We start from the raw sequence: 21,841 nt of genomic DNA, 5'->3' as shown, positions 1-21,841 counted from the left end.
GCGCTGGGCACGCGAGCCTGCCACGGTGGTGCTCCCCCTCCCCCTGCGGCGGGCACTGTTCCCCCGTTTCGGGGAAGCGCCGGGCCCGCCGGTGCTCCCGCCAGCCTAGAGCTGCGACTCTGCCCGCATGCCGCGATGCGAACAACTCCCCCCAGCCGTGGACACTCCGGTCGACGCCGTCATCTCCCGTATGCGCGCGCTCGACGCGGCCCTGCACCCGCGGGACGGAGTGGCGGTGTTCAACCGCGTCTACCTCGCCGTGACGGAGGCGGTGGACCGGTACGTCGACACCGGGCGGTTCGCGGACGCCCACGCCGCGATCACCCTGGACGTACGGTTCGCGCAGCGGTACCTGGCGGCCGTCGGGGCGGTGGCGGACGAGCGGTGCCCGCCGGCCTGCTGGCGGCCGCTGTTCCAGTTGCGCCGCCATCCCGGGGTACGTCCGGTGCAGTTCGCGCTGGCGGGCATCAACGCGCACATCGGGCACGATCTCGCGCTGGCCGTGGTGGACAGCTGCCGTACGCTCGGCTGCGCTCCCGTCGAGCTGGAGGACGAGTTCGACATGGTGGGCGATCTCCTCGTCTCGCTGGAGGAGCGCATCCGCGACGATCTGATGCCGGGCCCCGACCTGTTCCGGATCGCCGACCCGCTGACCCACCTGATCGGCTCCTGGAGCCTGGACCGCGCCCGGGACGCCGCGTGGACGGCGGCCCGGGCCCTGTGGGCGCTGCGTGAACTCCCCGATGTGGCCGACGAGTTCACGGAGCGCCTGGACACGGCGGTCGGCTTCGCGGGGCGCATGCTGCTCACGCCCCTGGCCGAGCCCGGGTGCCGCTAGCCCCTAGTCCTCCGGCAGTTCCACGGGGGCGATCTCGTCGTAGACGTCGCCGGGGCCCGGGTTGGTCGGGTCGGTCGTGCCGCCGAGGTGGTGCATGACGCCCCAGACCGCGTTGAGGGCGGTCTGGATGGCGCCCTCGGCCCAGCCGGCCGTCCAGGAGATGTCGTCGCCGGCGAGGAAGATGCCGCGCTTGTCCTCGGGCAGCCGGTCCTGCATGAAGTGCGTGAACAGGCGCCGCTGGTAGCGGTAGTGGCCGGGGAGGTTGGCCTTGAACGCGCCCATGAAGTAGGGCTCGTTCTCCCAGGAGACCGTCACCGGGTTGCCGATGATGTGCTTGCGGATGTCGACCTTGGGATAGATCTCGCCCAGCGACTTCAGCATGACCTCCATCCGCTCGTTCGCGGACAGCGGCAGCCACTTCAGGCTGTCGTCGCACCAGGTGTAGGAGAGGCAGATGACGGCGGGCTTGTCCGGGCCGTCGTCGAGCAGGTAAGTACCGCGCGTCATACGGTCGGTGAGCGTCATCGACATGACGTCACGGCCCGTCTCCTCGTCCTTGTCGAGCCAGAACGGCCGGTCCACCGGGACGAAGAGCTTGGAGCTCTCCATGTAGTGCGTGCGCTCGATCGCCGTCCAGTGGTCGATCGGGAAGAGCGAGTCGTCGCAGGCGATCTTCGACAGCAGCATCCAGGACTGGGCGGTGAAGATCGCCGCCTGGAAGGTGCGGATGTCGCCGTCCGCGTCGGTCACCGTGATGCGGTTGCCGGCGGTGCGGTGCAGCCGGGTCACCGCCGGGCGGGGCTCGCCGCCCTCGTGCAGCGTCGTGAGCGAGGTCCCGAGCGGCCAGTGGACGATCTTCTGCGGCTCACGCTCCCACAGGCGCAGCGGCAGCTGCTGCGAGCCGCCGACGATGCCGCGGTGGTGGTCGTCGGCCTCGGTGTAGACGACGCGCAGGATCTCCAGGATGGAGTTGGGGAAGTCGGTGTCCCAGCCGCCCGTGCCGAAGCCGACCTGGCCGAAGATCTCGCGATGCCGGAAGGACTTGAACGCCTCGGAGTCGCAGAGGAAGCCGTAGAACGTCTGGTTGTCGAGCTTCTCGACGAGCCGGGACCAGATCTCGCGGATGCGCGGGACGTCGCGCTCGCGCAGGGCGCGGTTCATGTCGGAGAAGTCGGCGCCCTCCTCCAGGCACCGGTTCCAGGCCTCGGCGACGTCCCGGTAGACCTGGGGCAGGTCGGCGATCGTCTCGGCGTAGTGCGACTCGCCCTTGAGGTCGACGACGGTCGACGGGGTCGCCTCGGCGAGGGGGTTGGGGAAGGCCCGGGTCTCCAGGCCGACGAGGTCGATGTAGTGCTGGAGGGCCGTGGAGGAGGGCGGGAAGCGCATCGCGCCCATCTCGGCGGTGAGGGAGTCGTCGCAGCCGTCGAACCCCACCGTCCGCAGCCGGCCGCCGATCTGGTCGGCCTCGTACACGACCGGCTTGAGGCCCATCTTCATCAGCTCGTACGCGGCGACGATGCCGGACAGGCCGCCGCCGATGATCGCGACCTCCGTGCCGTGCCCGGTCGCGGGTATCTGCCCGAGGCCCGCCGGGTGGGCGAGAAAGTCGTCGTACGCGTACGGGAAGTCCGGGCCGAACATGGTGATCGGCGGCTGCTGCGCGTCTGCGTGCTCGACGGCGTTGGGCACGGTGGACGTCATGGGGTACGGACTCCTTGCACGGGTGTGAACGGGCGGTTCGGCGGGGGTGGTCAGACGAGCGGCCCGTAGAGGGCGGGCCGCCGGTCGAGCAGATACGGGTTGGCCTCGCGCGAGGCGGCGAGGAAGGCGGGGTCGACGTCGGCGAGGACGAGGTCCTCACCGCGTCCGGCCCGGGTGCGGGCGACCCCGTCGGGCCCGGCGAGCGTGGACAGGCCCACGAACTCGAACTCGCCCTCCTGGCCGGCCCGGTTGACGTACGCGACGTACATCTGGTTCTCGAAGGCCCGCACCGGGATCATCGACTCGGCGACGAACTGGAACGGGTGCATCTGCGCGGTCGGCACGACCAGCAGGTCGGTGCCGGCCAGGGCGTGGGCGCGGACGTTCTCCGGGAACTCCACGTCGTAGCAGATGAGGATGCCGACGCGGACGCCGTCGATCTCGGCCTGGACGATCTGCTGGTCGCCGGGCGTGAAGTGGTCGCGCTCGAAGCAGCCGAAGAGGTGGGTCTTGCGGTAGTTCGCGAGCCGGGTGCCGTCGGCGGAGATCAGCTGGGCGGAGTTGAACACGGCGTCGCCGTCGCGCTCGGGGTACGCGTAGGCGACCGCCAGGCCGTGGTTCGTCGCGATCTCGGCGATCGCGTCCGCGCACTCGCCGTCGGCGGGCTCGGCGAGGCGGCCGATGGCGTCGCCGATCGCGTACCCGGTCAGGAACATCTCCGGCGTCACGAGGAGCCCCGCGCCCGCGGCGGCGGCCCGGCCCGCGGCCTCGTCGAGGACCTTGAGGTTCTCGACGGTGGAGCCGGGTCGGCCGGAGCTCTGGAGCAGGGCGGTGCGCATGCGTGTTCCTCACCGGGCGGAAGAGTGGTTGGAGGGGCCACGTAGACGGTACGGGCGGCTGACCAGGGCGGACAAGAAGGAGCCGTTGCGCGCCGGTGAACGGTTCGTTGCGTGCGTCGGGGGGCGGGCGGCGATTCGTTGCGCACCCTGAGTCGTAGCCCGGCTCCACCTCGGAGCCCGGGGCCGACCCCCTCTCCCCCGCCGCGCGGCGGAGACGGGGTCCCGCCCTGCGAGCGATGTCCAGGAGGCACCGGGCCGGGAGAGTAGAGGCTGTCCCGTCGACCTGCGGAAAGGCCCGAAAATGAAGCGCCGTACGAAGATCGTCGTGCTCGGCTCCGCACTGCTGCTCACCGCCGGGGCGGCCTCGGCCGCGACCGCGTCGGACGCGCCCCGGCAGCGGGAGGCCGCCGCCCTCACCGGCACCGCCAAGCTGTACCGCTCGGCCGGGGACGACATCACGTTCTCGTTCGACGCGCATCTGGCCGCGAAGGACAAGGCCGATCCGATGAAGGCCACCGGCACCTTCCGCTTCAGCCACTACCTGAACGGCTCCGGCGCCCGGGCCGAGGTCGCGGTCGACTGCCTGGTGACCGGCGGCAAGGTGGCCGTCGTCTCCGGTGTGATCACCGAGTCGGACCTGCCGGGCGCCGAGGGCAAGCGCGTCGGCGTCACCGTCCACGACCTCGGCCGCCACGACCGGCTCGGCTACAGCTGGGCCTCGACGGGCCATCCCGGCGAGGGCGACGAACCGCCCAAGTGCGTGAGCTCTGCCCCCTTCGAGAAGGTGAAGAAGGGGACGGGCGACTTCACGGTCGTGCCATGGCAGCCCGAGCTCTAGCCAACGCCAGGGCCGTCACGAGGTAGGGAAACGCCAGCACCGCGAAGACCGTGCCGTGCGGCAGGTCCGTGCCGAGCAGCGCGTACACGCCGAACGCGGCGACGGTGGCCAGCTCGGTGCCCAGGTTCGCCACGGACGTCAGCGTGGCCCGGCGGGACTCGTCGATGCGGTGCTGGAGACGGACGTCGGCGAGGACCTCGGCCAGCTGGAACCCGGCGAAGGCGAGGCTCACGAGGGCGATTCCGGCCAGGGAGCGGGACGCGGCTCCCACGGCCAGGGCGAGGGCGGCACCCGCAAGCAGCATCGCGAGCCCGCCCGTGCCGAGACGTTCGGCCGGTCCGGCCAGGAGGCTGCCGAGGGTGACGCCGGCCCAGATGAGCATGATCAGGTAGGGCACCGTCGCCTCGGCGACACCGGTGTCGCGGACCAGCAGGGGGGTGTACTCGTCGAGCGCGCCCCACACCGCGGCCACCGCCGGGACCAGCAGCAGGGCGCCACGCACCGAACGGTCCCCGCGGACCTCGGCCAGTCCGGTCCGCAGGGTCCTCGCCCAGGTGTCACTCGCCGCGTCGTCCGCCCGCAGCCGGTGCTCGGGGAACCGGGTCGCGGTGACGGCGGTCAGCACACAGGCCAGGAGGCTCGCGGCTCCGACGGCCGCGTAGCCGCCCTGCGCGAAGACGGGCCCCGCCAGGCCGATGGACGCCACGGTGCCCAGCAGTCGCGCGGCCCGGGCCCGGCCCATGGTCCGCGCGTACCGGTCGGCGGCACCGAGCCGGTCGAGCTCGTCGTAGACCAGCGCCTCCAGGGCACCGGAGCCGAGGGCCCCGCCGGCGCCCCACAGGATGAAGCCCACCGCGAAGGCCCCGTACGACGGCACGGCCACCCACAGCGCGAAGCCGGCGGCCGTGAGCAGGGGACCGATCCACAGCAGCCTGCGGCGCGACACGGCGTCGGCCCAGGCGCCGGAGGGCACTTCGAGCACCACACCGGTGATCGACCACAGGGCGAACAGGGAGGAGATCTGCCAGAGCGACATGCCGGTGTCGGCGAACAGCAGCGCGTACACCGGGTAGAGCAGGACGAAGTCGTCGAGGAACGCGTAGCCGTACAGCGTGCGGGTCAGACGGCGGACGCCGGTGGCGGGCACGCGTGCGGGTGAGAGTGTCATGAGGCCTTCCCGGAAGGACGGATCGGACGCCGGAGGTACGGCGTCCGAGGCGGTCCTCGGGAGGCACGGCTGGTGGATCAATGTCGCCAGGTCATGGCACCGATGCTAGGCCCGGCGCCGGGGCCGGGCCAGTGACTTACGTGGGCGACCCGGACGAGAAGCGCCGCAGCAGCGGCGAGAGCACGAGCACGGACTTGGTCCGCTCGACGAACGGCTCCCCGGCGATCCGCTCCAGGACCCGTTCGAAGTGGCGCATGTCGGAGGCGAAGACCTGGACGATCGCGTCCGCGTCCCCGGTGACGGTGGACGCGGCCACGACCTCCTGGTAGCGCTCCAGACCCCGCTGGATGGTCTCCGGGGAGGTGTTCCCGCGGCAGTAGATCTCGACGAACCCCTCGGTCTCCCAGCCGAGGGCGCCCGGGTCCACCCGTACGGTGAAGCCGGTGATGGCTCCGGTGGCCCGCAGCCGGTCCACGCGCCGTTTCACGGCGGGCGCGGACAGGCCGACGAGCGAGCCGATGTCGGCGTAGGAGCGGCGGGCGTCCTCGGCGAGGGCGTGCACGATGCGTTCGTCGAGATCGTTCAGCACAGTGGGTCGATCACTTCTCGGATGGTGCCAGTCGGGAGCGGCGGAAGCCGTACACGAAGTAGAACACGAGCCCGGCGGCCATCCAGACACCGAAGACGACCCAGGTCACGGTCGACAGGCTGCCCATCATCCAGATGCAGAAGGCGAAGCCCAGCGCGGGCAGGACCGGGGAGAGCGGCACCCGGAAGGTGCGGGGCATGTCCGGCTTGGTCCGGCGCAGTACGACGACGGCCACGTTGACGAGGGCGAAGGCGAACAGGGTGCCGATGCTGGTGGCGTCGGCGAGCTGCCCGAGCGGGATCGCGGCGGCCAGGACACCGCAGAACAGCGACACGATCAGGGTGTTGGCGCGCGGGGCACCGGTCTTCGGGTGGACCCTGGCGAACACCTTGGGCACGAGCCCGTCGCGGGACATGGCGAACAGGATGCGGGTCTGGCCGTACAGCACGGTCAGGACGACGCTCGCGATGGCGATGACGGCGCAGAAGGCGAGCAGCGTGCCCCAGAACGTCTGGCCGGTGACCTCGCGCATGATCTGGGCGAGGGCGGCCTCGGAGTCGGTGAAGTTCTCCCAGGGCTTGGCACCGACGGCGACGGCCGCGACGAGGACGTACAGCGCGGTGACGACGACCAGCGACAGCATGATCGCGCGCGGCAGGTCGCGCTGGGCGTTCTTCGCCTCCTCACCGGCGGTGGAGGCGGCGTCGAAGCCGATGTAGGAGAAGAACAGGGTGGCACCGGCGGCGCTGACACCCGCCATGCCGAGCGGCATGAAGTTCTCGTAGTTGCCGGAGCGGAAGCCCTGCACGCCGATGGCGCAGAACATCACCAGTGCGGCGATCTTCACGATGACCATGACGGTGTTGGCGCGGGCGGACTCGCGGGCGCCGCCCAGCAGGAACGCCATCGCGAGCAGCACGACGATCAGGGCCGGCAGGTTGAACACGCCGCCGTCGCCGGGCGGGGCGGACAGGGCGGCCGGGATGGTGACGCCGATGGTGCCGTCGAGCAGCTCGTTGAGGTACTCGCCCCAGCCGACGGCGACGGCGGCGACCGACACGCCGTACTCCAGGACCAGGCACCAGCCGCATATCCAGGCGATCAGCTCGCCCATCGTTGCGTACGCATACGAGTACGAGGAGCCGGAGACCGGGATGGAGCCGGCCAGCTCGGCGTAGGACAGGGCCGAGAAGAGGGCGGTGAGGCCGGCGATGACGAAGGAGAGCGTGACGGCCGGGCCCGCCTTGGGGACGGCCTCGCCGAGCACGACGAAGATGCCGGTGCCGAGGGTGGCACCGATGCTGATCATGGTGAGCTGCCACAGCCCGAGGGTGCGGCGCAGCGAGCCTCCCTCGCCCTGGCCACCCTCTGCGACCAGGCGTTCCACCGGCTTGCGGCGCATGAGGCGCGCACCGATGCCGGGGGACCCGGATGCGGCTGTCTGGCCTGGGTTCTGCAGGGGTGCGCCTTGGTCGAGCACGCGCTGGCTCCTTTTCGCTGCCGGTCAGGGCGGCAGGGACCGCGGGCACCCTTGAGCAGGGACCCACCGAGCGGAGTCCCCGCCACGCCACGTACGAGGCGACAGCCTATGAGCAACGGCGTTGCTGGTGAAATGCAGCAACCTTGCGCATACCCGCAAGATCATTGCGTTCCCCGGGGCTGGGCGGGTGTTCGTTGCGGGACGGCTGTCGACTGTTGCGGCGCGACCGTCAGAGCGCCTTGACCAGGAACACGCAGGGATCGGCTTGCTCGTGCCGTACGCCGTCGGGGTCGAGGCGCGTCCAGCGGTCCATGTACGCCACCGCGGGGCGATAGCCGAGCCGGGCGTAGAGCTCCGCGGCACGGGGGTTTCCGTCCCCGACGCCGAGGCCCATGGCGTCGATACCGCGTTCGCCGGCCAGTCGCTCGGCGGTGTGCACGAGGGCGGTGCCGATGCCCCGGGAGCGCAGCGGTGCGGGCCAGACGAAGAGGCCGTTGATCTCCGGGCACCCCGGCCGAGCCGCCCGCACCTCGGGCGCCGCGCACCCGGTCCAGCGGATCTCCGCATGGTCCACGGGCCTGCCCTCCAGCCACGGGATCAGATAGGTGCTCTCCCCGGCCCGCTGCCGCGCGAAGCGGGCGCCATGGCTGCCCTCGGCGCTGTGCGACGGCATGCGACGCTCCAGCACCTCGACGTCCCCGGCCCGGCACTCGGCGATCTCCATGCGTCGACGGTAAGGCCCGGGCACGCGAGACGGCCCCCGAATTTCCCGTGGGGCGGGTCGACGGGGGCCGTTCGACGGGGAGTTGGGGCCGTCAGCTCCAGCTGGCGTGCAGCGGCTTGCCCTCGGCGTAGCCGGCCGCGCTCTGGATGCCGACGATGGCCTTCTCGGCGAACTCCTCCAGGGAGCCCGCGCCGGCGTAGGTGCACGAGGAGCGGACGCCCGCGATGATCGAGTCGATCAAGTCCTCGACGCCGGGGCGGGCCGGGTCGAGGAACATGCGGGAGGTGGAGATGCCCTCCTCGAACAGCGCCTTGCGGGCGCGGTCGTACGCCGACTCCTCCGAGGTGCGGTTGCGCACGGCCCGGGCGGAGGCCATGCCGAAGGACTCCTTGTAGGCACGGCCCTGGGCGTCGTGCTGGAGGTCGCCCGGGGACTCGTAGGTGCCGGCGAACCAGGAGCCGACCATCACGTTGGACGCGCCGGCCGCGAGGGCCATGGCCACGTCGCGCGGGTGGCGGACACCGCCGTCGGCCCACACGTGCTTGCCGTACTTCTTCGCCTCGGCGGCGCATTCCAGGACGGCGGAGAACTGCGGCCGGCCGACGCCGGTCATCATGCGCGTGGTGCACATGGCGCCGGGGCCGACACCGACCTTGACGATGTCCGCTCCGGCCTCGATCAGGTCGCGTACCCCCGCGGCGGCGACCACGTTGCCCGCGACGACCGGCACCTGCGGATCGAGGTCGCGCACCAGCTTCAGGGCGCTGATCATCGACTCCTGGTGGCCGTGCGCGGTGTCGATGACGAGCGCGTCGACGCCCGCGTCCAGCAGCTGCTGGGCCTTGCCCGCGACGTCGCCGTTGATGCCGACGGCGGCGGCGATGCGCAGCCGCCCCTGTGCGTCGGTGGCCGGAGTGTAGAGCGTGGCCCGCAGGGCGCCCTTGCGGGTCAGGATGCCGGCGAGCGTGCCGTCCCGGTTCACGGCCGGGGCGTAGCGGCGGTTGGCGTGGTCGAGGGTGTTGAAGGCCTGGCCCGGGTCCATGTCCGCGTCGATGAGCAGCAGGTCCCGGGACATGACCTCGGCGAGCTGCGTGAAGCGGTCCACGCCGGACAGGTCGGCGTCGGTGACCACGCCGACCGGCTTGTGGTCGCCGTCGACGACCACACCGGCGTTGTGTGCCCGCTTGGGCAGCAGGGCCAGCGCGTCCGCGACGGTCTGGTGCGGGGACAGGACGATCGGGGTGTCCAGCACCAGGTGCCGGCTCTTCACCCAGGTGACGACGTCGGTGACCACGTCGTTCGGGATGTCCTGCGGTATCACCACGAGGCCGCCGCGGCGGGCCACGGTCTCGGCCATGCGGCGGCCGGCGATGGCGGTCATGTTGGCGACGACGAGCGGGATGGTGGTGCCCGTGCCGTCCGGGGAGCTGAGGTCGACGGCCTGCCGCGAGCCCACCGAGGAGCGGCTGGGGACCATGAAGACGTCGTCGTACGTCAGGTCGTACCCGGGCTGGATGTCATTGAGGAAACGCACGTGCTGCACATCCCAGTCGATCAGAGGTGACCCCCGGACCGGCCGGCCAGGGGGAAAGAGCACGTACTTCATTCTCCCATGACCGCCGCCCGTACCGCCCCCAGCGGATCATCCAGGCTGGTCAGGGGGGCTCTCGGAGGATTCTCCAAGGCCGAGGGTCACGAACAGCCCCGGGCCCCGGTCCGTCGCCTCGGCGAAGATCTCCTCGGCGACCTGCCACTCCTCCGGCCGCGTCTCGGCGTACGTCCGCCAGCCCTGGACGACGACCAGCAGGCCCCGCTCGCCGGCCCCGTCCGGCCAGAGCGCGGGGTCGGCCATGGAGTCGGCGAGGGCGTCCCAGTTGCGGCCGAACCAGTCGGGCAGGGCCAGGTCACGGGCGCAGCGGTCCATGAAGGCCGCCTTGTCCGTGACCCCGCCCAGGTCCAGGACGACCACGATCCGGCCCGCCGGGTCGTGCACGCCGTGCTCCTGTCCGGCCACCCCGTCAGACCCCGTCCGGGTCGGACCGGTTGAGCGCGGACCTCGGCGCCGGGCCGGCCGTCATCAGGTAGTCCGCGGCCGACGTGTCCGTCACGAGGCTGGTGACGAGCCCGGACCGCAGCACGGCGTCGATCGCGGGTCCCTTGCGCTGACCGCCCGCGATGGCGACGACCTCGGGGATCCGGCGGAGCTGGTCGGCCTTCACCGTGATGCACCGCTCGCCCAGGTCCCGGCCGACCCGGCGGCCCTCGGCGTCGAAGAGGTGCGCGGACATCTCGGCGGCGACCCCGAGGGACGCGTAGTGCGCCCGCTCCTCGTCGCTGAGCATGTCGTGCACCGTGGAGATGCCCGGCTCCCAGGACCCGATGGAGACACAGGCCACGGTGACCTTGTCGAAGTGCTCGAAGGCCCGGGCGATGCCCGTCTGGTTGCGCAGCGCCGCGGCCGTGGCTGCGTCGGGCAGCAACATGGGCGCGTAGATGGGGTGGGCGTCCCCGCCGGCCACCTGGGCGGCGCGGCGCACGGCCTCGACCGAGCCGCGCTCGGCGGTCCCGGCGTCGTACACGCCCGTCAGCTGCACCACCGTGCACGGCGGCAGCCGGTCGAGCGCCGCCGCCATGTGGATGGTGGAGCGGCCCCAGGCCAGGCCCAGCACATCCCCTTCGTTGACCAGTTCGCCGAGCAGGTCGGCGGCCACTTCTCCCAGGTTCTCGGGGTCGGGCGACTCCTCGGCCTCGGCCGGGGACTCGACCACCACGGCGTGCCTGAGGCCGTAGCGGGCGCGGAGCGCGTCCGAGCGCTCGGCGTCCAGCTCCGCAGGCACACGGATCTCGATACGTACAAGATCCCGTTCGAGGGCGGTCTCCAGGACCCGGGCCACCTTGAAGCGGCTGACGCCGAACTCCTCCGCGATCTGGATCTTGGACTTGCCCTCGAGGTAGAAGCGGCGGGCCATGGCCGCCGCCTGCACCAGCTCAGCGGGTCCCATCCGCATGGCTGACCGGCCCGCCGACATACCCGACACGGCGATCTCCTCACTGCTGTTCACACTCTGGATTCGCCGTTCATCCTTGCAGATCCGGCGCGGATGATCAGCCCTGATGAGAGCCGTTCACTTTGCTGTGGCTCAGTGGTCGCAGGCCCAGGAGGCCTTGGCCGTCGCCGCCTCGGCCTGGGTGCGTAGTGCACGTACCGCCTCTGCCGGGTCGTTTGCCCCGTAGACCGCCGATCCGGCCACGAAGACGTCGGCTCCGGCGTCCGCGCACCGCTCGATCGTGGAAGCGGAAACTCCGCCGTCGACCTGGAGCCAGAGCTCCAGCCCGTGCTTGCTGATCAACTCGCGGGTGCGGCGAATCTTCGGAAGCATGATGTCGAGGAAGGCCTGTCCCCCGAAGCCCGGTTCGACCGTCATGATCAGCAGCATGTCGAGCTCGGGGAGCAGGTCCTCGTACGGCTCGATGGGGGTCGCGGGCTTCAGCGCCATGGAGGCGCGGGCGCCCTTGGCCCGGATCTCACGGGCGAGCCGGACGGGAGCGGCGGCGGCCTCGACGTGGAAGGTGACGGAACCGGCCCCCGCCTCCACGTACTGGGGCGCCCAGCGATCGGGGGCCTCGATCATCAGGTGGCAGTCCAGCGGGGTGTCCGTCGCACGGGCGAGCGACTCTACGACCGGCACGCCGAGCGTGAGGTTCGGGACGAAATGGTTGTCCATGACGTCGACGTGGAGCCAGTCGGCTCCTTTCACGGCCTTCGCCTCGTCCGCGAGGCGGGCGAAGTCTGCGGACAGGATACTGGGGTTGATCTGCGCGGCCATGTCCTAAGACTGCCATGCCCTCCGGGGGTTGCGGGCATCGGTCCCGGGTGGGGACGGTGGTACGTCGGCCGCGGGCCGTGGCGGGGCGCGCGCGCCCACGCGGCGGAGCCGCATATGTCACAGCCCCGCGCCCCTTACGGGGCGCTGCCGCTGAGGGGGATGACATGAAGCAGGGCGTGGCGCACCTTGTCTGCGGGCGGCGGGCCAAGTGGCTGGTCCTGGGCCTGTGGGTGGTCGTGCTGTTCATCGCGGCGCCGTTCGCCATGAAGCTCGCCGACGCGCAGGACAACGACGCCGCGTCCTGGCTGCCGGGGTCCGCGGAGTCGACGCAGGTGCTGGAGATCTCCGAGGACTTCCGGCCGGAGCAGATCCCGGCGGTGGTGATCTACGCGCGGGAGAGCGGCCTGACGGCGCGGGACCGTGCCGAGATCACCGAGGACGTCTCACAGCTCAAGCAGCTGCGTGACCACGGCATCATCGGTGAGCAGACGCGGGGGCCGGTGTTCGACCGGCAGACCGATCCGCGGGCCGCGCAGGTCTTCGTGCCGATCATGATGGACGAGGAGGGCTGGGAGCGGATCTCGCCGGCCGTGGAGTCCATCCGCGACGACGTCGGCACGGGCGGCGACGGGCTGAGCGTGCACATCACCGGCCCGGGCGGCACCTCGGCGGACTTCGCGGAGGCCTTCGAGGGCATCGACTCGACGCTGCTGTTCGCGGCGATGACCGTCGTCATCGTCATGCTGCTCATCACCTACCGCAGCCTGACCTTGCTGCTGGTCCCGCTGGTCGCGGTGGTCTGCGCGCTGTTCACGGCCCAGGCGCTGATCTACGTGCTGGCCGAGCACGCGGGCCTGACGGTCAACGGCCAGAGCGCCGGCATCCTCACGGTGCTCGTCTTCGGTGCCGGTACGGACTACGCCCTGCTGCTGGTCGCCCGCTACCGGGAGGAGCTGCGCCGCCACGAGGACCGGCACGAGGCGATGGCCCTGGCCCTGCACCGCGCCGGTCCTGCCGTGCTCGCCTCGGGCGCGACGGTCGTCCTGAGCATGCTGGTGCTGCTGACCGCCGAGATGAACTCGACCAGCGGCCTGGGCCCGGTCGCCGCGATCGGTGTCGCCGTCGCCCTGCTCGCGATGATGAGCCTGTTCCCGGCGCTGCTGGTGATCTTCGGCCGGTGGATCTTCTGGCCGGTGATCCCGCACCTGGGCTCCCCCGAACCGACCGAGCGCGGCATCTGGGCGCGCACGGGCCGCCGTATCGCCCGCCGCCCGCGCATGACCTGGGCCGTCACGGCGCTCGCCCTGGCGGTCTGTTCCCTGGGCCTGATCCAGTTGCGCGCGGAGGGCATCGGCAACGCGGACGCCTTCACCGGGAAGCCGGACTCGATCACCGGCCAGGAGGTGTCCGCGCGCTACTTCCCGGCGGGCAGCGGTGATCCGCTGGTCGTCGTCAGCAACCAGGCGCAGGCCGTGCAGGTGGGCCGCGCGGTCGCCGGGACTGAGGGCGTGGTGCCCCAGTCCCTGGGTCTTCCGCCCGGCACGAAACCGGCCTTCGAGGGCAGGGTCCTCTTCGAGGCCACCATGACCGCCCCGGCGGACAGCGAGGCCGCCAAGCGGACGGTGGAGCGGGTGCGGGACGCCGTGCACGCGGTGCCGGACGCCGACGCCAAGGTGGGCGGCGGTACGGCGGCCCTGCTCGACATGGACCGGGCGACCACGCACGACAACGTGCTGATCATCCCGCTGGTGCTGGTGGTCGTCCTGCTGATCCTCTGCGTCCTGCTCCGGGCCCTGATCGCCCCGCTGCTGCTGATCGGCACGGTGATCCTGTCGTTCACGGCCGCACTCGGCATCAGCGCGCTCGCCTTCCGGTACGTCTTCGACTACGCGGGCGAGGCGACCGACTTCCCGTTGTTCGTCTTCGTGTTCCTGGTCGCCCTGGGCATCGACTACAACATCTTCCTGACCACCCGCATCCGTGAGGAGGCGGCCCGCCAGGGCACCAGACCGGGCGTGGTCACCGGTCTGGCCGCCACCGGCGCGGTCATCACCTCGGCGGGCCTGGTTTTGGCCGGCACCTTCGCTGCCCTCGGCACCCTCCCGATGGTGGCCTTCGCCGAGATCGGCTTCGCGGTCGCCCTCGGCGTCCTCATCGACACCTTCATCGTGCGCTCGGTGCTGGTGACGTCCCTGTTCCTGGACGTCGGCCCGAAGGTGTGGTGGCCGCACCGGCTGGCCCGGGAGGACGGCGGTGCGGCGGCCCGGGAGAGCGCCGGGGCGGGGGTCAGCCGGTCCGGCGGATGAGGGCCAGGTACATCGCGTCGGTGCCGTGCAGATGCGGCCACAGCTGCACGTCGGGCCCCTCGCCGAGGTCCGGTACGCCGGGCAGCAGCGGCCGGGCGTCGACGAGGTCGGTGTCCGGGTGCTGCTTGAGCAAGTCGGCCACGACGGCCCGGGTCTCGGCCAGATGCGGCGAGCAGGTCGCGTAGCCCACGACTCCGCCGACCCGCACGGACTCCAGGGCGGTGCGCAGCAGCCCGCGTTGCAGCGGCGCGAAGCCCTCCAGGTCCTCCGGGCGGCGCCGCCAGCGGGCCTCCGGGCGGCGGCGCAGGGCACCGAGGCCCGTGCACGGCACGTCGACCAGCACCCGGTCGAAACTGCCCGGCCGCCACGCCGGACGGGTCCCGTCGGCGGCGATCACCTGGTACGGCCCGGGGTTGCCGTCCAGGGCCCGGGCCACCAGACCGGCGCGATGGGTCTGCTTCTCGGAGGCGACCAGCAGCGCGCCCCGCTCGGCGGCCAGCGCGCCGAGCAGCGCCGCCTTGCCGCCGGGTCCCGCGCAGCCGTCCAGCCAGCGCCGGTCGGGCCCGTCCAGGGGCGCGTTGGCGAGGGCGATCGCCACGAGCTGGCTGCCCTCGTCCTGCACGCCCGCGCGCCCGTCCCGCACGGCGGCGATGGCACCCGGCTCCCCGCCCTCGGTCAGCCGCACGGCATAGGGCGACCAGCGCCCCTGCACGGCGGCGTCCTCGTGGAGCAGTTCCTCGGCGGTGGCCCGTCCGGGGCGCGCCACCAGCGTCACCTCGGGCCGCTCGTTGTCCGCGCGCAGCAGTTCCTCGACGCCGTCGCGCCCGCCGCCGAGGGAGTCCCACAGCGCGGACACGACCCACCGGGGATGGGAGTGCACGACGGCGAGGTGGTCCTCGGGGTCGTCGTCGTAGGGCGGCGCGACCCGCTCCAGCCAGCCGTCCAGATCGTCCTGCGCGACCTTGCGCAGCACGGCGTTGACGAACTTGGCGCGCCCGTCACCGAGCACCACCCGGGCGAGTTCGACGGTGGCGGACACGGCCGCGTGCGTCGGGATCCGCGTGCCGAGCAGCTGGTGCGCGCCGAGGCTCAGCACGTCCAGCACCGGCGGATCGACCTCCCGGAGCGGCCGGTCCACGCAGTGGGAGAGGACCGCGTCGTACGTCCCCTGCCGGCGCAGCGTCCCGTACACCAGCTCGGTGGCGAGCGCCGCGTCCCGGGCGTCGAACGTCTCGGGTCCCTCCTTCTCCCGCGCCTTGCGCAGCAGCGGCGGGAGAACGAGGTTGGCGTAGGCGTCCCGCTCCTCCACGGCCCTCAGGGCCTCGAAGGCGAGGATGCGGACGGGGTCCTTCTTGGGCCGGCGGTAGGGCTTGCCCGACGTGCGGGCTCGGCGGGGCTGTTCGCTCACGAAAAAGGTGCTCCGGGGGTGAGAAGAAGTGCGCCGTCCAGCCTACGCCGCCAAGACCGGGGCGTGACCGGCAGCGGGGCACCGAGGCAGGTCGCCGACGCTGCTCCGGCGTCGGCCTCGGAGTCGCCGAACGAGACCGGCCGCAGGACCGCCACGTCGTCGCCGACGCGAGACGTGACCGGCAGCGGGACACCGAGCCGGAGCGCCCGCACCGCTCGGGCACCCAGCCTCCGAGCCACCGGAAACGGGACGTGACCGGCACCAGAGCCGGGGTCGGACCGCCGGACCGCTTCCGGCTTCAGTCCCCGAGCCGCTCGCCCTCCCCGATGCGCACCCCGCGGGCCCAGTCCGCCGCCCGCATCGGCTTCTTGCCCTGGGCCTGCACCCACAGCAGCTCGACGCCGTAGGAGCCGGTGCCGGCGTGGACGGTGTTCTTCCCGGCGGCGATCTGCCCGGGGGCGAGGTCCGTCCGGTCCGGCACGGGGGCGACCTGGATGAGCTTGAGCCGCTCACCGCGGAAGGTGGTCCAGGCACCGGGGGCCGGGGTGCAGCCCCGCACCATCCGGTCGACGCGCAGCGCGGGTGCGTTCCAGTCGAGGTGCGCGTCCTCGACGTTGACCTTCGGGGCGAGGCTGATCCCGTCGGCCGGCTGCGGAACGGCCTTCAGCGTGCCGTCCTCGATGCCGTCCATGGTCGCCGCGAGCAGCCCGGCCCCGGCGAACGCCAGCCGGGTCAGCAGGTCCCCGCTGGTGTCGGTGGCCCGGATCTCCTCGGTCACCGTGCCGTACACCGGCCCGGAGTCGAGCCCCTCCTCGATCAGGAACGTCGACGCCCCGGTGATCTCGTCACCGGCCATGATGGCGTGCTGCACGGGCGCGGCACCGCGCCAGGCCGGGAGCAGGGAGAAGTGCAGATTGACCCAGCCGTGCGCGGGGATGTCGAGCGCGACCCGGGGCAGCAGCGCTCCGTAGGCGACGACGGGGCAGCAGTCCGGTCCGATCTCGCGCAGCCGCTCCAGGAACTCGGGGTCCTTCGGTTTCGCGGGCTTCAGCACCTCGATCCCGGCCTCCTCCGCCCGCTCGGCGACGGGCGACGCGACGAGCCTGCGTCCACGCCCGGCCGGCGCGTCGGGCCGCGTGACGACGGCGGCCACCTGGTGCCGTCCGGAGGCGAGCAGGGCGTCCAGGGCGGGAACGGCGACCTCGGGTGTACCGGCGAAGACGAGCTTCATGGGGTGGTGGGGGCCTCTCGGGCGGGGGTCGATGCGGGCAACGCCCAAGTCTATGAGCCGCATACCGAAAGCCGCCGACGGCGTTCAGCCCTCACAGGAGGGCTCGGCCTCCTGATCGGCCGCTACCGGCGGTGCGTGGGCGGGAGACGAGCGCCGAAGGCCGACGGCCGAGGCGCACACCCCGCGCAAACGGGCGCACGCATATGCCCCCACGCCCCCACACCGTGACCCGCGGAGCGAATCCGCGTTGGTCAAGACAGAGTTGACCACACCGGGCCGCCATCGGCCCATTCCTTTCATCGCCGGTTCGAGAGGCTTGTTCATGGCCGACCACGCAACCCACGACGCCCAGGCTCGGGCCAGCCTGCACTTGCTGGTGCGGGACATCGAGCGGGTCCGCCGGCAGGTGGACGCACTGCGCACACTCACCGCCCAGTTGGGCAACGTCTACCGCCCGCGCCGCTCCGGCCCTTCCACGGGCTTCGTCGTCTACGGGCGCGCCCCCGCCCCGACGGTACGCCTCGCCCAGGAGCTGCGGGACAGCGTCGAAACCCTGGTCACCGCGGCCGTGGACTTCGACCGCTCACTCGGCTTCTCGTGGGACGCCGTGGGTTCCGCACTCGGAGTCACCAAGCAGGCGGTCCACCGCCGTTACGGCTCCCGCCGTGCCACGGCCCCAGCGGTCACGCCCGAGCCGGAGCGCACGCCGGAGCCGACGCCGGCGGCCGGACGCGCGGTCAATGTGACCACCGGCCTGCCCACGGTCCCGACGGTCCCCGCGGCCCGCTCCATGCCCACGCAGCCGACAGCCGGCAGCCCGGCTCTCCGCGACGAGGCGAGGCCCACGTCTTTCCCCGGCCCGCGCAACGGCTGACGCCCTCCGCCCCTGCCCTCCCGGAACGCCCCGGGAGGGCAGTCGCATATCCGGCCGGTGACCAGGCACCCATCCCAGCGGGCGCCCGCGATCACGGGCCACGCATCACCCGATGCCCACGCATCACCCATGCATTCGCATCTCCCGGTGGCCACGCATCACCCGATGTCGGGCGGATCGACCCGCACCCACACAGCGGCACCGTTCCCGCTCCCCCGGGCCATCCGGGCGGCCTGCGCGTTCTTGAGCGCGGTGGCCAGCGCGGCGCCCCTGCCCGGCGGCACCCGCAGCAGCGCCCGCTCCCACTGCTCCCCGGGCGGCGGCGCCCCCGCCCGCCGCGGTCGCCCGGCGGCGGAGACGGGCAACGGCACCGGCCCCAGCACCTCGGCCTCGGGCGGCAGTTCGGCCGCACGGAGGAAGTCGGCCACCGCCTCCGCAGGGCCCGACAAGGCCGCCATCCGGGACACCGGCGGGAACCCCAGCTCCGCCCGCTCGGCGAGCTCCCGCACCGCGTGACCGACGGGATCCCAGCGGACGAGCGCCTGCACGGGCCGCAGCGTCGGCTCGGCCACGACCACCACCGTGCCGCCGTCCGACTGCGGCCGGACCAGGGACGCGGCCGCGATCCACCGCCGCAACGCGTCCTCCCCGGCCCGCAGGTCGGGCCTCCCGAGCATCGCCCAGCCGTCCAGCAGCAGCGCCGCCGCGTACCCGCCCTCGGCGACGGGCTCGGCCCCCGGCGTGCTGACGACCAGCGCGGGCGCCCCCGGCACCGTGTCGAGCACGTGTTCCCGGCCCGAGGTGCGCACCGGTACGGCGGGGAAGGCCCGGCCGAGTTCCTCGGCGGTCCGCCGCGCCCCGACGACCGAGGCGCGCAGGCGGAAGGAGCCGCAGTCCGGGCAGTGCCAGCCGCCCTCCTCGCGTCCGCACCACCCGCAGTTCAGCGCACCGCCGTCCGGCGCCTCCAGCGGCCCGGAGCAGTGCCGGCACCGCGCGGGCGCCCGGCAGCCGGCACACGCCATGCGCGGCACGTATCCCCTGCGCGGGACCTGCACCAGCACCGGGCCGTGCCGCAGCCCCTCCCTGACGGCCTGCCAGGCGAGGGTCGGCAGCCGGGCGGCCCGGGCGGCCTCGTCCCTGGCGAGATCCTGGTCCCCGACGGTCCGTACGAGCGGGGCCGTGGCTCGCACCTGGTCCCGTCCGGCGACGAGCGGCCTCGCCCAGCCGCTCTCGACGAGCTGCGCGGCCTCCACCGTGCAGCCCCAGCTCCCCAGCAGGAAACCGCACTTGTCCTGCGCGGCCCGTAGCAGGAGCACCTCGCGGGCATGGGGCTGCGGGGCGTGCTGCTCGCTGTGGCTGTCGTCGCCGTCGTCCCAGAGGGCGACCAGGCCGAGATCCTGGACCGGCGCGAACATGGCGGCCCGGGTCCCGATCACGGCCCGCACGGAACCGCGCCGCACAGCGAGCCATTGCGCGTACCGCTTCTCGGGGCCGGCGTCGGCGGTGAGCACCGCGTGCCGCCCCTGGCCCAGCAGGGAGGTCAGGGCGGCGTCGACCCGAGCGACGGCGCGACCGTCGGGCAGGACGGCGAGCGCCCCGCGCCCGGAGGCCAGCGTCGCGGCGACGGCCCGGGCCAGCTCGTCGCTCCACTGCGGCCCGGGCAGCGCGTTCCAGACGGCACGGGGCGCTCCACCGGAGGCCAGCGATCCCAGGAAGGCCGCTCCCCGCTCGTAGCGCTGCCAGGACGCCGCCTCGGGTGCTGGGGGCGGCGGCAGTGGCTCGGGCGAGGGTCGCTGCTCGGCCCGTGCGTTGCGCGGGGGTACGGCGAGCTGCAGGACGTCGGCGAGGCTGCCCGCGTACCGGTCGGCGACCGCCCGGGCCAGCCCCAGCAGTTCCTCGCTGAGCACCTGCTCGGGTGAGACGACCTGGGCGAGGGCTGCCAGCGGCCCGGAGTAGTCGGACTCGGCCAGCCGCTCGACGAGGAACCCGTCGATCAGTCCGCCGCCCTCGCGCCGTCCGTCCCGCACGCGATGCCGCCCGGCCCCGAACCGCACCCGCACCCGCACGCCCGGCCGGGCGTCCGCGTCCAGCTCCTCGGGCACGGCGTAGTCGAAGTAGCGGTCGAGATGGAGGACGCCCTTGTCGACGAGGACCCGTGCGACGGGGAGCTCCTTGGCGAGCGCGGCACCCCGCCAGGTGCGCGGTTTGGCCCGGGGCGTCTTGGCCTTGCGCACGCTGTCCCGGATGAGCGCGAGCTGCTCGGGCGGCGCACCCTCGGCTCCGCCGCCCGCCTGTTCGTTCTCGCTGCTCACGCTTGCATTCTTACCAAACGCCACTGACAAGCGGAGACGCCCGAGTTCTCTCGCGGTGACGGCGCGCACTCGCCTTGGACCACTCGGCCACGCCACCGGGCGCCACCCGGCCGACGGCGGGATGCGAACCCGCGGGGGCTGCATCGAGCCCAGAAGTGTCCGTCACCTTCGCACCGGGCGCCCCGGCACTCTCCACCGTAGAGAGCGCCCGCCGCCGCCCGCGAGCCGTTGTGACGGCCGTACGGCAGGAACGGGGCCGCGCCCGGCGGGAGCGGCCCACGCGAGGCGAGCAGCCCGCGCGGGGCGGGTGCGGTCCCGACGAGGCCGGAGAGCAAGAGCATGCCGGAGGCCCGGCCCCCCGATGGGTGCCGGGCCTCACGTGATGCCCTGAGGGACGGGACCTACAGCCCCGCGGCCTTGCGCAGCGCGTCCACGCGGTCCGTCCGCTCCCAGGTGAAGTCGGGCAGCTCGCGGCCGAAGTGGCCGTACGCCGCGGTCTGGGAGTAGATCGGGCGGAGAAGGTCGAGGTCGCGGATGATGGCGGCCGGACGGAGGTCGAAGACCTCGTCGATCGCCTTCTCGATCTTCTCCGTGTCGATCTTGGCGGTGCCGAAGGTCTCGACGAACAGGCCGACCGGCTCGGCCTTGCCGATCGCGTACGCGACCTGGACCTCGCAGCGGGTGGCGAGGCCCGCGGCCACGATGTTCTTCGCGACCCAGCGCATCGCGTACGCCGCGGAACGGTCGACCTTGGACGGGTCCTTGCCGGAGAACGCGCCACCGCCGTGACGGGCCATGCCGCCGTAGGTGTCGATGATGATCTTGCGGCCGGTCAGGCCGGCGTCACCCATCGGGCCGCCGATCTCGAAACGGCCGGTCGGGTTGACCAGGAGACGGTAGTTCTCCGTGTCGAGCTTGATGCCCTCGTCCAGCAGCGCCTTGAGCTCCGGCTCGACGACGAACTCCTTGATGTCCGGGGCCAGGAGCGAGTCCAGGTCGATGTCGGAGGCGTGCTGGGAGGAGACCACCACGGTGTCCAGGCGGACCGCCTTGTCACCGTCGTACTCGATGGTGACCTGCGTCTTGCCGTCCGGGCGGAGGTAGGGGATCGTGCCGTTCTTGCGCACGTCGGACAGGCGCTTCGACAGGCGGTGCGCCAGGAAGATCGGCAGCGGCATCAGCGTCGGCGTCTCGTCCGTCGCGTAGCCGAACATCAGGCCCTGGTCGCCCGCGCCCTGCTTGTCGAGTTCGTCGTCGTCACCCTCGACCCGGTTCTCGTACGCCGTGTCCACGCCCTGGGCGATGTCCGGGGACTGCGCGCCGATCGACACCGACACGCCGCAGGAGGCGCCGTCGAAGCCCTTCTTGGAGGAGTCGTAGCCGATTTCGAGGATCTTGTTCCGGACCAGCGTCGCGATGTCCGCGTACGTCTTGGTCGTGACCTCGCCGGCCACGTGCACCAGGCCGGTCGTGATCAGGGTCTCGACGGCGACCCGGGATGAGGGGTCCTCGCGCAGAAGCGCGTCGAGAATGGTGTCGCTGATCTGGTCAGCGATCTTGTCGGGGTGACCCTCGGTCACGGACTCCGAGGTGAACAGACGACGGGACACAACGCTCCCTGAGGTTGCAGCGGCTGCTGGCTGATCATTGGCGGACGGCGGGGGCTGCACCCGACGCCGTCCGTGGAACAGTTTACGGGTCACGCT

Annotated in this window: 18 protein-coding genes; 4 read left to right on the top strand and 14 right to left on the bottom strand. The window is 72.5% G+C overall.

The window, feature by feature from the left end; translation table 11 throughout:
* Nucleotides 1-127: 127 nt before the first annotated feature.
* Nucleotides 128-838, top strand: coding sequence for a DUF5995 family protein (locus OO68_RS19560; RefSeq protein ID WP_033309692.1), 711 nt, complete (start codon nucleotides 128-130; stop codon nucleotides 836-838).
* A 3-nt stretch (nucleotides 839-841) separates the two neighbouring features.
* On the opposite strand, the gene OO68_RS19555 is transcribed toward OO68_RS19560, so the two are convergent.
* Nucleotides 842-2,539 carry a flavin monoamine oxidase family protein gene (locus tag OO68_RS19555; RefSeq protein ID WP_033309691.1) on the bottom strand — a complete coding sequence of 566 codons (1,698 nt, stop codon included), beginning with the start codon at nucleotides 2,537-2,539 and terminating at the stop codon, nucleotides 842-844.
* A gap of 50 nt (nucleotides 2,540-2,589) precedes the next feature.
* On the bottom strand, nucleotides 2,590-3,378 hold the full coding sequence (locus tag OO68_RS19550) for a carbon-nitrogen hydrolase family protein (RefSeq protein ID WP_033309690.1): 789 nt from the start codon (nucleotides 3,376-3,378) through the stop codon (nucleotides 2,590-2,592).
* A gap of 301 nt (nucleotides 3,379-3,679) precedes the next feature.
* Between OO68_RS19550 and OO68_RS19545 the strand changes: the two genes are divergently transcribed.
* The gene (locus OO68_RS19545) at nucleotides 3,680-4,216 is read left to right on the top strand and encodes a hypothetical protein (RefSeq protein WP_033309689.1); all 537 of its coding nucleotides are present in this window, start codon (nucleotides 3,680-3,682) and stop codon (nucleotides 4,214-4,216) included.
* Here the strand turns inward: OO68_RS19545 and OO68_RS19540 are convergent.
* The 8 genes from OO68_RS19540 to rpe all read right to left on the bottom strand — a co-directional run bounded on the left by OO68_RS19540 (nucleotide 4,185) and on the right by rpe (nucleotide 12,004).
* The gene (locus OO68_RS19540) at nucleotides 4,185-5,384 is read right to left on the bottom strand and encodes an MFS transporter (protein ID WP_033309688.1); all 1,200 of its coding nucleotides are present in this window, start codon (nucleotides 5,382-5,384) and stop codon (nucleotides 4,185-4,187) included. The two genes, OO68_RS19545 and OO68_RS19540, sit on opposite strands and share 32 nt — an antisense overlap.
* A 136-nt stretch (nucleotides 5,385-5,520) precedes the next feature.
* Entirely contained in the window at nucleotides 5,521-5,973 is a 453-nt protein-coding gene (locus OO68_RS19535; protein ID WP_033309687.1) for an Lrp/AsnC family transcriptional regulator, read from the bottom strand.
* A 10-nt stretch (nucleotides 5,974-5,983) separates the two neighbouring features.
* Complete coding sequence (locus tag OO68_RS19530; RefSeq protein WP_033309686.1) at nucleotides 5,984-7,453, bottom strand: amino acid permease; 1,470 nt, start codon at nucleotides 7,451-7,453, stop codon at nucleotides 5,984-5,986.
* Between the two features lie 229 nt (nucleotides 7,454-7,682).
* A complete protein-coding gene (locus OO68_RS19525; protein WP_033309685.1) occupies nucleotides 7,683-8,177 on the bottom strand; it encodes a GNAT family N-acetyltransferase in 495 nt (164 codons plus the stop codon).
* Between the two features lie 91 nt (nucleotides 8,178-8,268).
* The gene (locus OO68_RS19520; protein ID WP_033309684.1) at nucleotides 8,269-9,711 is read right to left on the bottom strand and encodes a GuaB1 family IMP dehydrogenase-related protein; all 1,443 of its coding nucleotides are present in this window, start codon (nucleotides 9,709-9,711) and stop codon (nucleotides 8,269-8,271) included.
* Between the two features lie 108 nt (nucleotides 9,712-9,819).
* Nucleotides 9,820-10,170, bottom strand: a complete 351-nt coding sequence (locus tag OO68_RS19515) for a barstar family protein (protein WP_033309683.1) — start codon at nucleotides 10,168-10,170, stop codon at nucleotides 9,820-9,822.
* Between the two features lie 25 nt (nucleotides 10,171-10,195).
* Nucleotides 10,196-11,239, bottom strand: a complete 1,044-nt coding sequence (locus OO68_RS19510; RefSeq protein WP_033309682.1) for a sugar-binding transcriptional regulator — start codon at nucleotides 11,237-11,239, stop codon at nucleotides 10,196-10,198.
* 78 nt (nucleotides 11,240-11,317) lie between these two features.
* Entirely contained in the window at nucleotides 11,318-12,004 is a 687-nt protein-coding gene (gene rpe, locus OO68_RS19505; RefSeq protein ID WP_033309681.1) for a ribulose-phosphate 3-epimerase, read from the bottom strand.
* Between the two features lie 164 nt (nucleotides 12,005-12,168).
* Here rpe and OO68_RS19500 point away from each other — a divergent pair, with 164 nt between their 5' ends.
* Nucleotides 12,169-14,310: an MMPL family transporter gene (locus OO68_RS19500; protein ID WP_033309680.1), complete on the top strand. Its 2,142-nt coding sequence runs from the start codon at nucleotides 12,169-12,171 to the stop codon at nucleotides 14,308-14,310.
* Here OO68_RS19500 and OO68_RS19495 read toward each other — a convergent pair.
* Entirely contained in the window at nucleotides 14,291-15,718 is a 1,428-nt protein-coding gene (locus tag OO68_RS19495) for an RsmB/NOP family class I SAM-dependent RNA methyltransferase (RefSeq protein WP_033309679.1), read from the bottom strand. The two genes, OO68_RS19500 and OO68_RS19495, sit on opposite strands and share 20 nt — an antisense overlap.
* A gap of 298 nt (nucleotides 15,719-16,016) precedes the next feature.
* Nucleotides 16,017-16,949 (bottom strand): methionyl-tRNA formyltransferase, encoded by a 933-nt coding sequence (fmt, locus tag OO68_RS19490; protein ID WP_033309678.1) that lies wholly within the window; start codon nucleotides 16,947-16,949, stop codon nucleotides 16,017-16,019.
* Between the two features lie 322 nt (nucleotides 16,950-17,271).
* Here fmt and OO68_RS19485 point away from each other — a divergent pair, with 322 nt between their 5' ends.
* The gene (locus tag OO68_RS19485) at nucleotides 17,272-17,823 is read left to right on the top strand and encodes a hypothetical protein (protein WP_033309677.1); all 552 of its coding nucleotides are present in this window, start codon (nucleotides 17,272-17,274) and stop codon (nucleotides 17,821-17,823) included.
* A gap of 158 nt (nucleotides 17,824-17,981) precedes the next feature.
* Here OO68_RS19485 and OO68_RS19480 read toward each other — a convergent pair whose 3' ends face one another.
* Entirely contained in the window at nucleotides 17,982-20,135 is a 2,154-nt protein-coding gene (locus OO68_RS19480; protein ID WP_033309676.1) for a primosomal protein N', read from the bottom strand.
* Nucleotides 20,136-20,536: 401 nt separating this feature from the next.
* Nucleotides 20,537-21,745: a methionine adenosyltransferase gene (gene metK / locus OO68_RS19475; RefSeq protein ID WP_033309675.1), complete on the bottom strand. Its 1,209-nt coding sequence runs from the start codon at nucleotides 21,743-21,745 to the stop codon at nucleotides 20,537-20,539.
* Between the last annotated feature and the right edge of the window lie 96 nt (nucleotides 21,746-21,841).

Origin of the sequence: Streptomyces iakyrus (assembly GCF_000717055.1) — a bacterium.
GTDB classification, from domain to species: Bacteria; Actinomycetota; Actinomycetes; order Streptomycetales; family Streptomycetaceae; genus Streptomyces; species Streptomyces iakyrus.
Note: the sequence above shows the minus strand (reverse complement) of the source record. Positions and strands in the feature narration are given on the sequence as shown.

Bases quoted from the DNA above. Each gene is read 5' to 3' on its own strand.
- OO68_RS19560 (WP_033309692.1), top strand. From the start codon at position 128: ATGCCGCGATGCGAACAACTCCCCCCAGCCGTGGACACTCCGGTCGAC.
- OO68_RS19555 (WP_033309691.1), bottom strand. From the start codon at position 2,539: ATGACGTCCACCGTGCCCAACGCCGTCGAGCACGCAGACGCGCAGCAG.
- OO68_RS19550 (WP_033309690.1), bottom strand. From the start codon at position 3,378: ATGCGCACCGCCCTGCTCCAGAGCTCCGGCCGACCCGGCTCCACCGTC.
- OO68_RS19545 (WP_033309689.1), top strand. From the start codon at position 3,680: ATGAAGCGCCGTACGAAGATCGTCGTGCTCGGCTCCGCACTGCTGCTC.
- OO68_RS19540 (WP_033309688.1), bottom strand. From the start codon at position 5,384: ATGACACTCTCACCCGCACGCGTGCCCGCCACCGGCGTCCGCCGTCTG.
- OO68_RS19525 (WP_033309685.1), bottom strand. From the start codon at position 8,177: ATGGAGATCGCCGAGTGCCGGGCCGGGGACGTCGAGGTGCTGGAGCGT.
- rpe (WP_033309681.1), bottom strand. From the start codon at position 12,004: ATGGCCGCGCAGATCAACCCCAGTATCCTGTCCGCAGACTTCGCCCGC.
- OO68_RS19500 (WP_033309680.1), top strand. From the start codon at position 12,169: ATGAAGCAGGGCGTGGCGCACCTTGTCTGCGGGCGGCGGGCCAAGTGG.
- fmt (WP_033309678.1), bottom strand. From the start codon at position 16,949: ATGAAGCTCGTCTTCGCCGGTACACCCGAGGTCGCCGTTCCCGCCCTG.
- OO68_RS19485 (WP_033309677.1), top strand. From the start codon at position 17,272: ATGGCCGACCACGCAACCCACGACGCCCAGGCTCGGGCCAGCCTGCAC.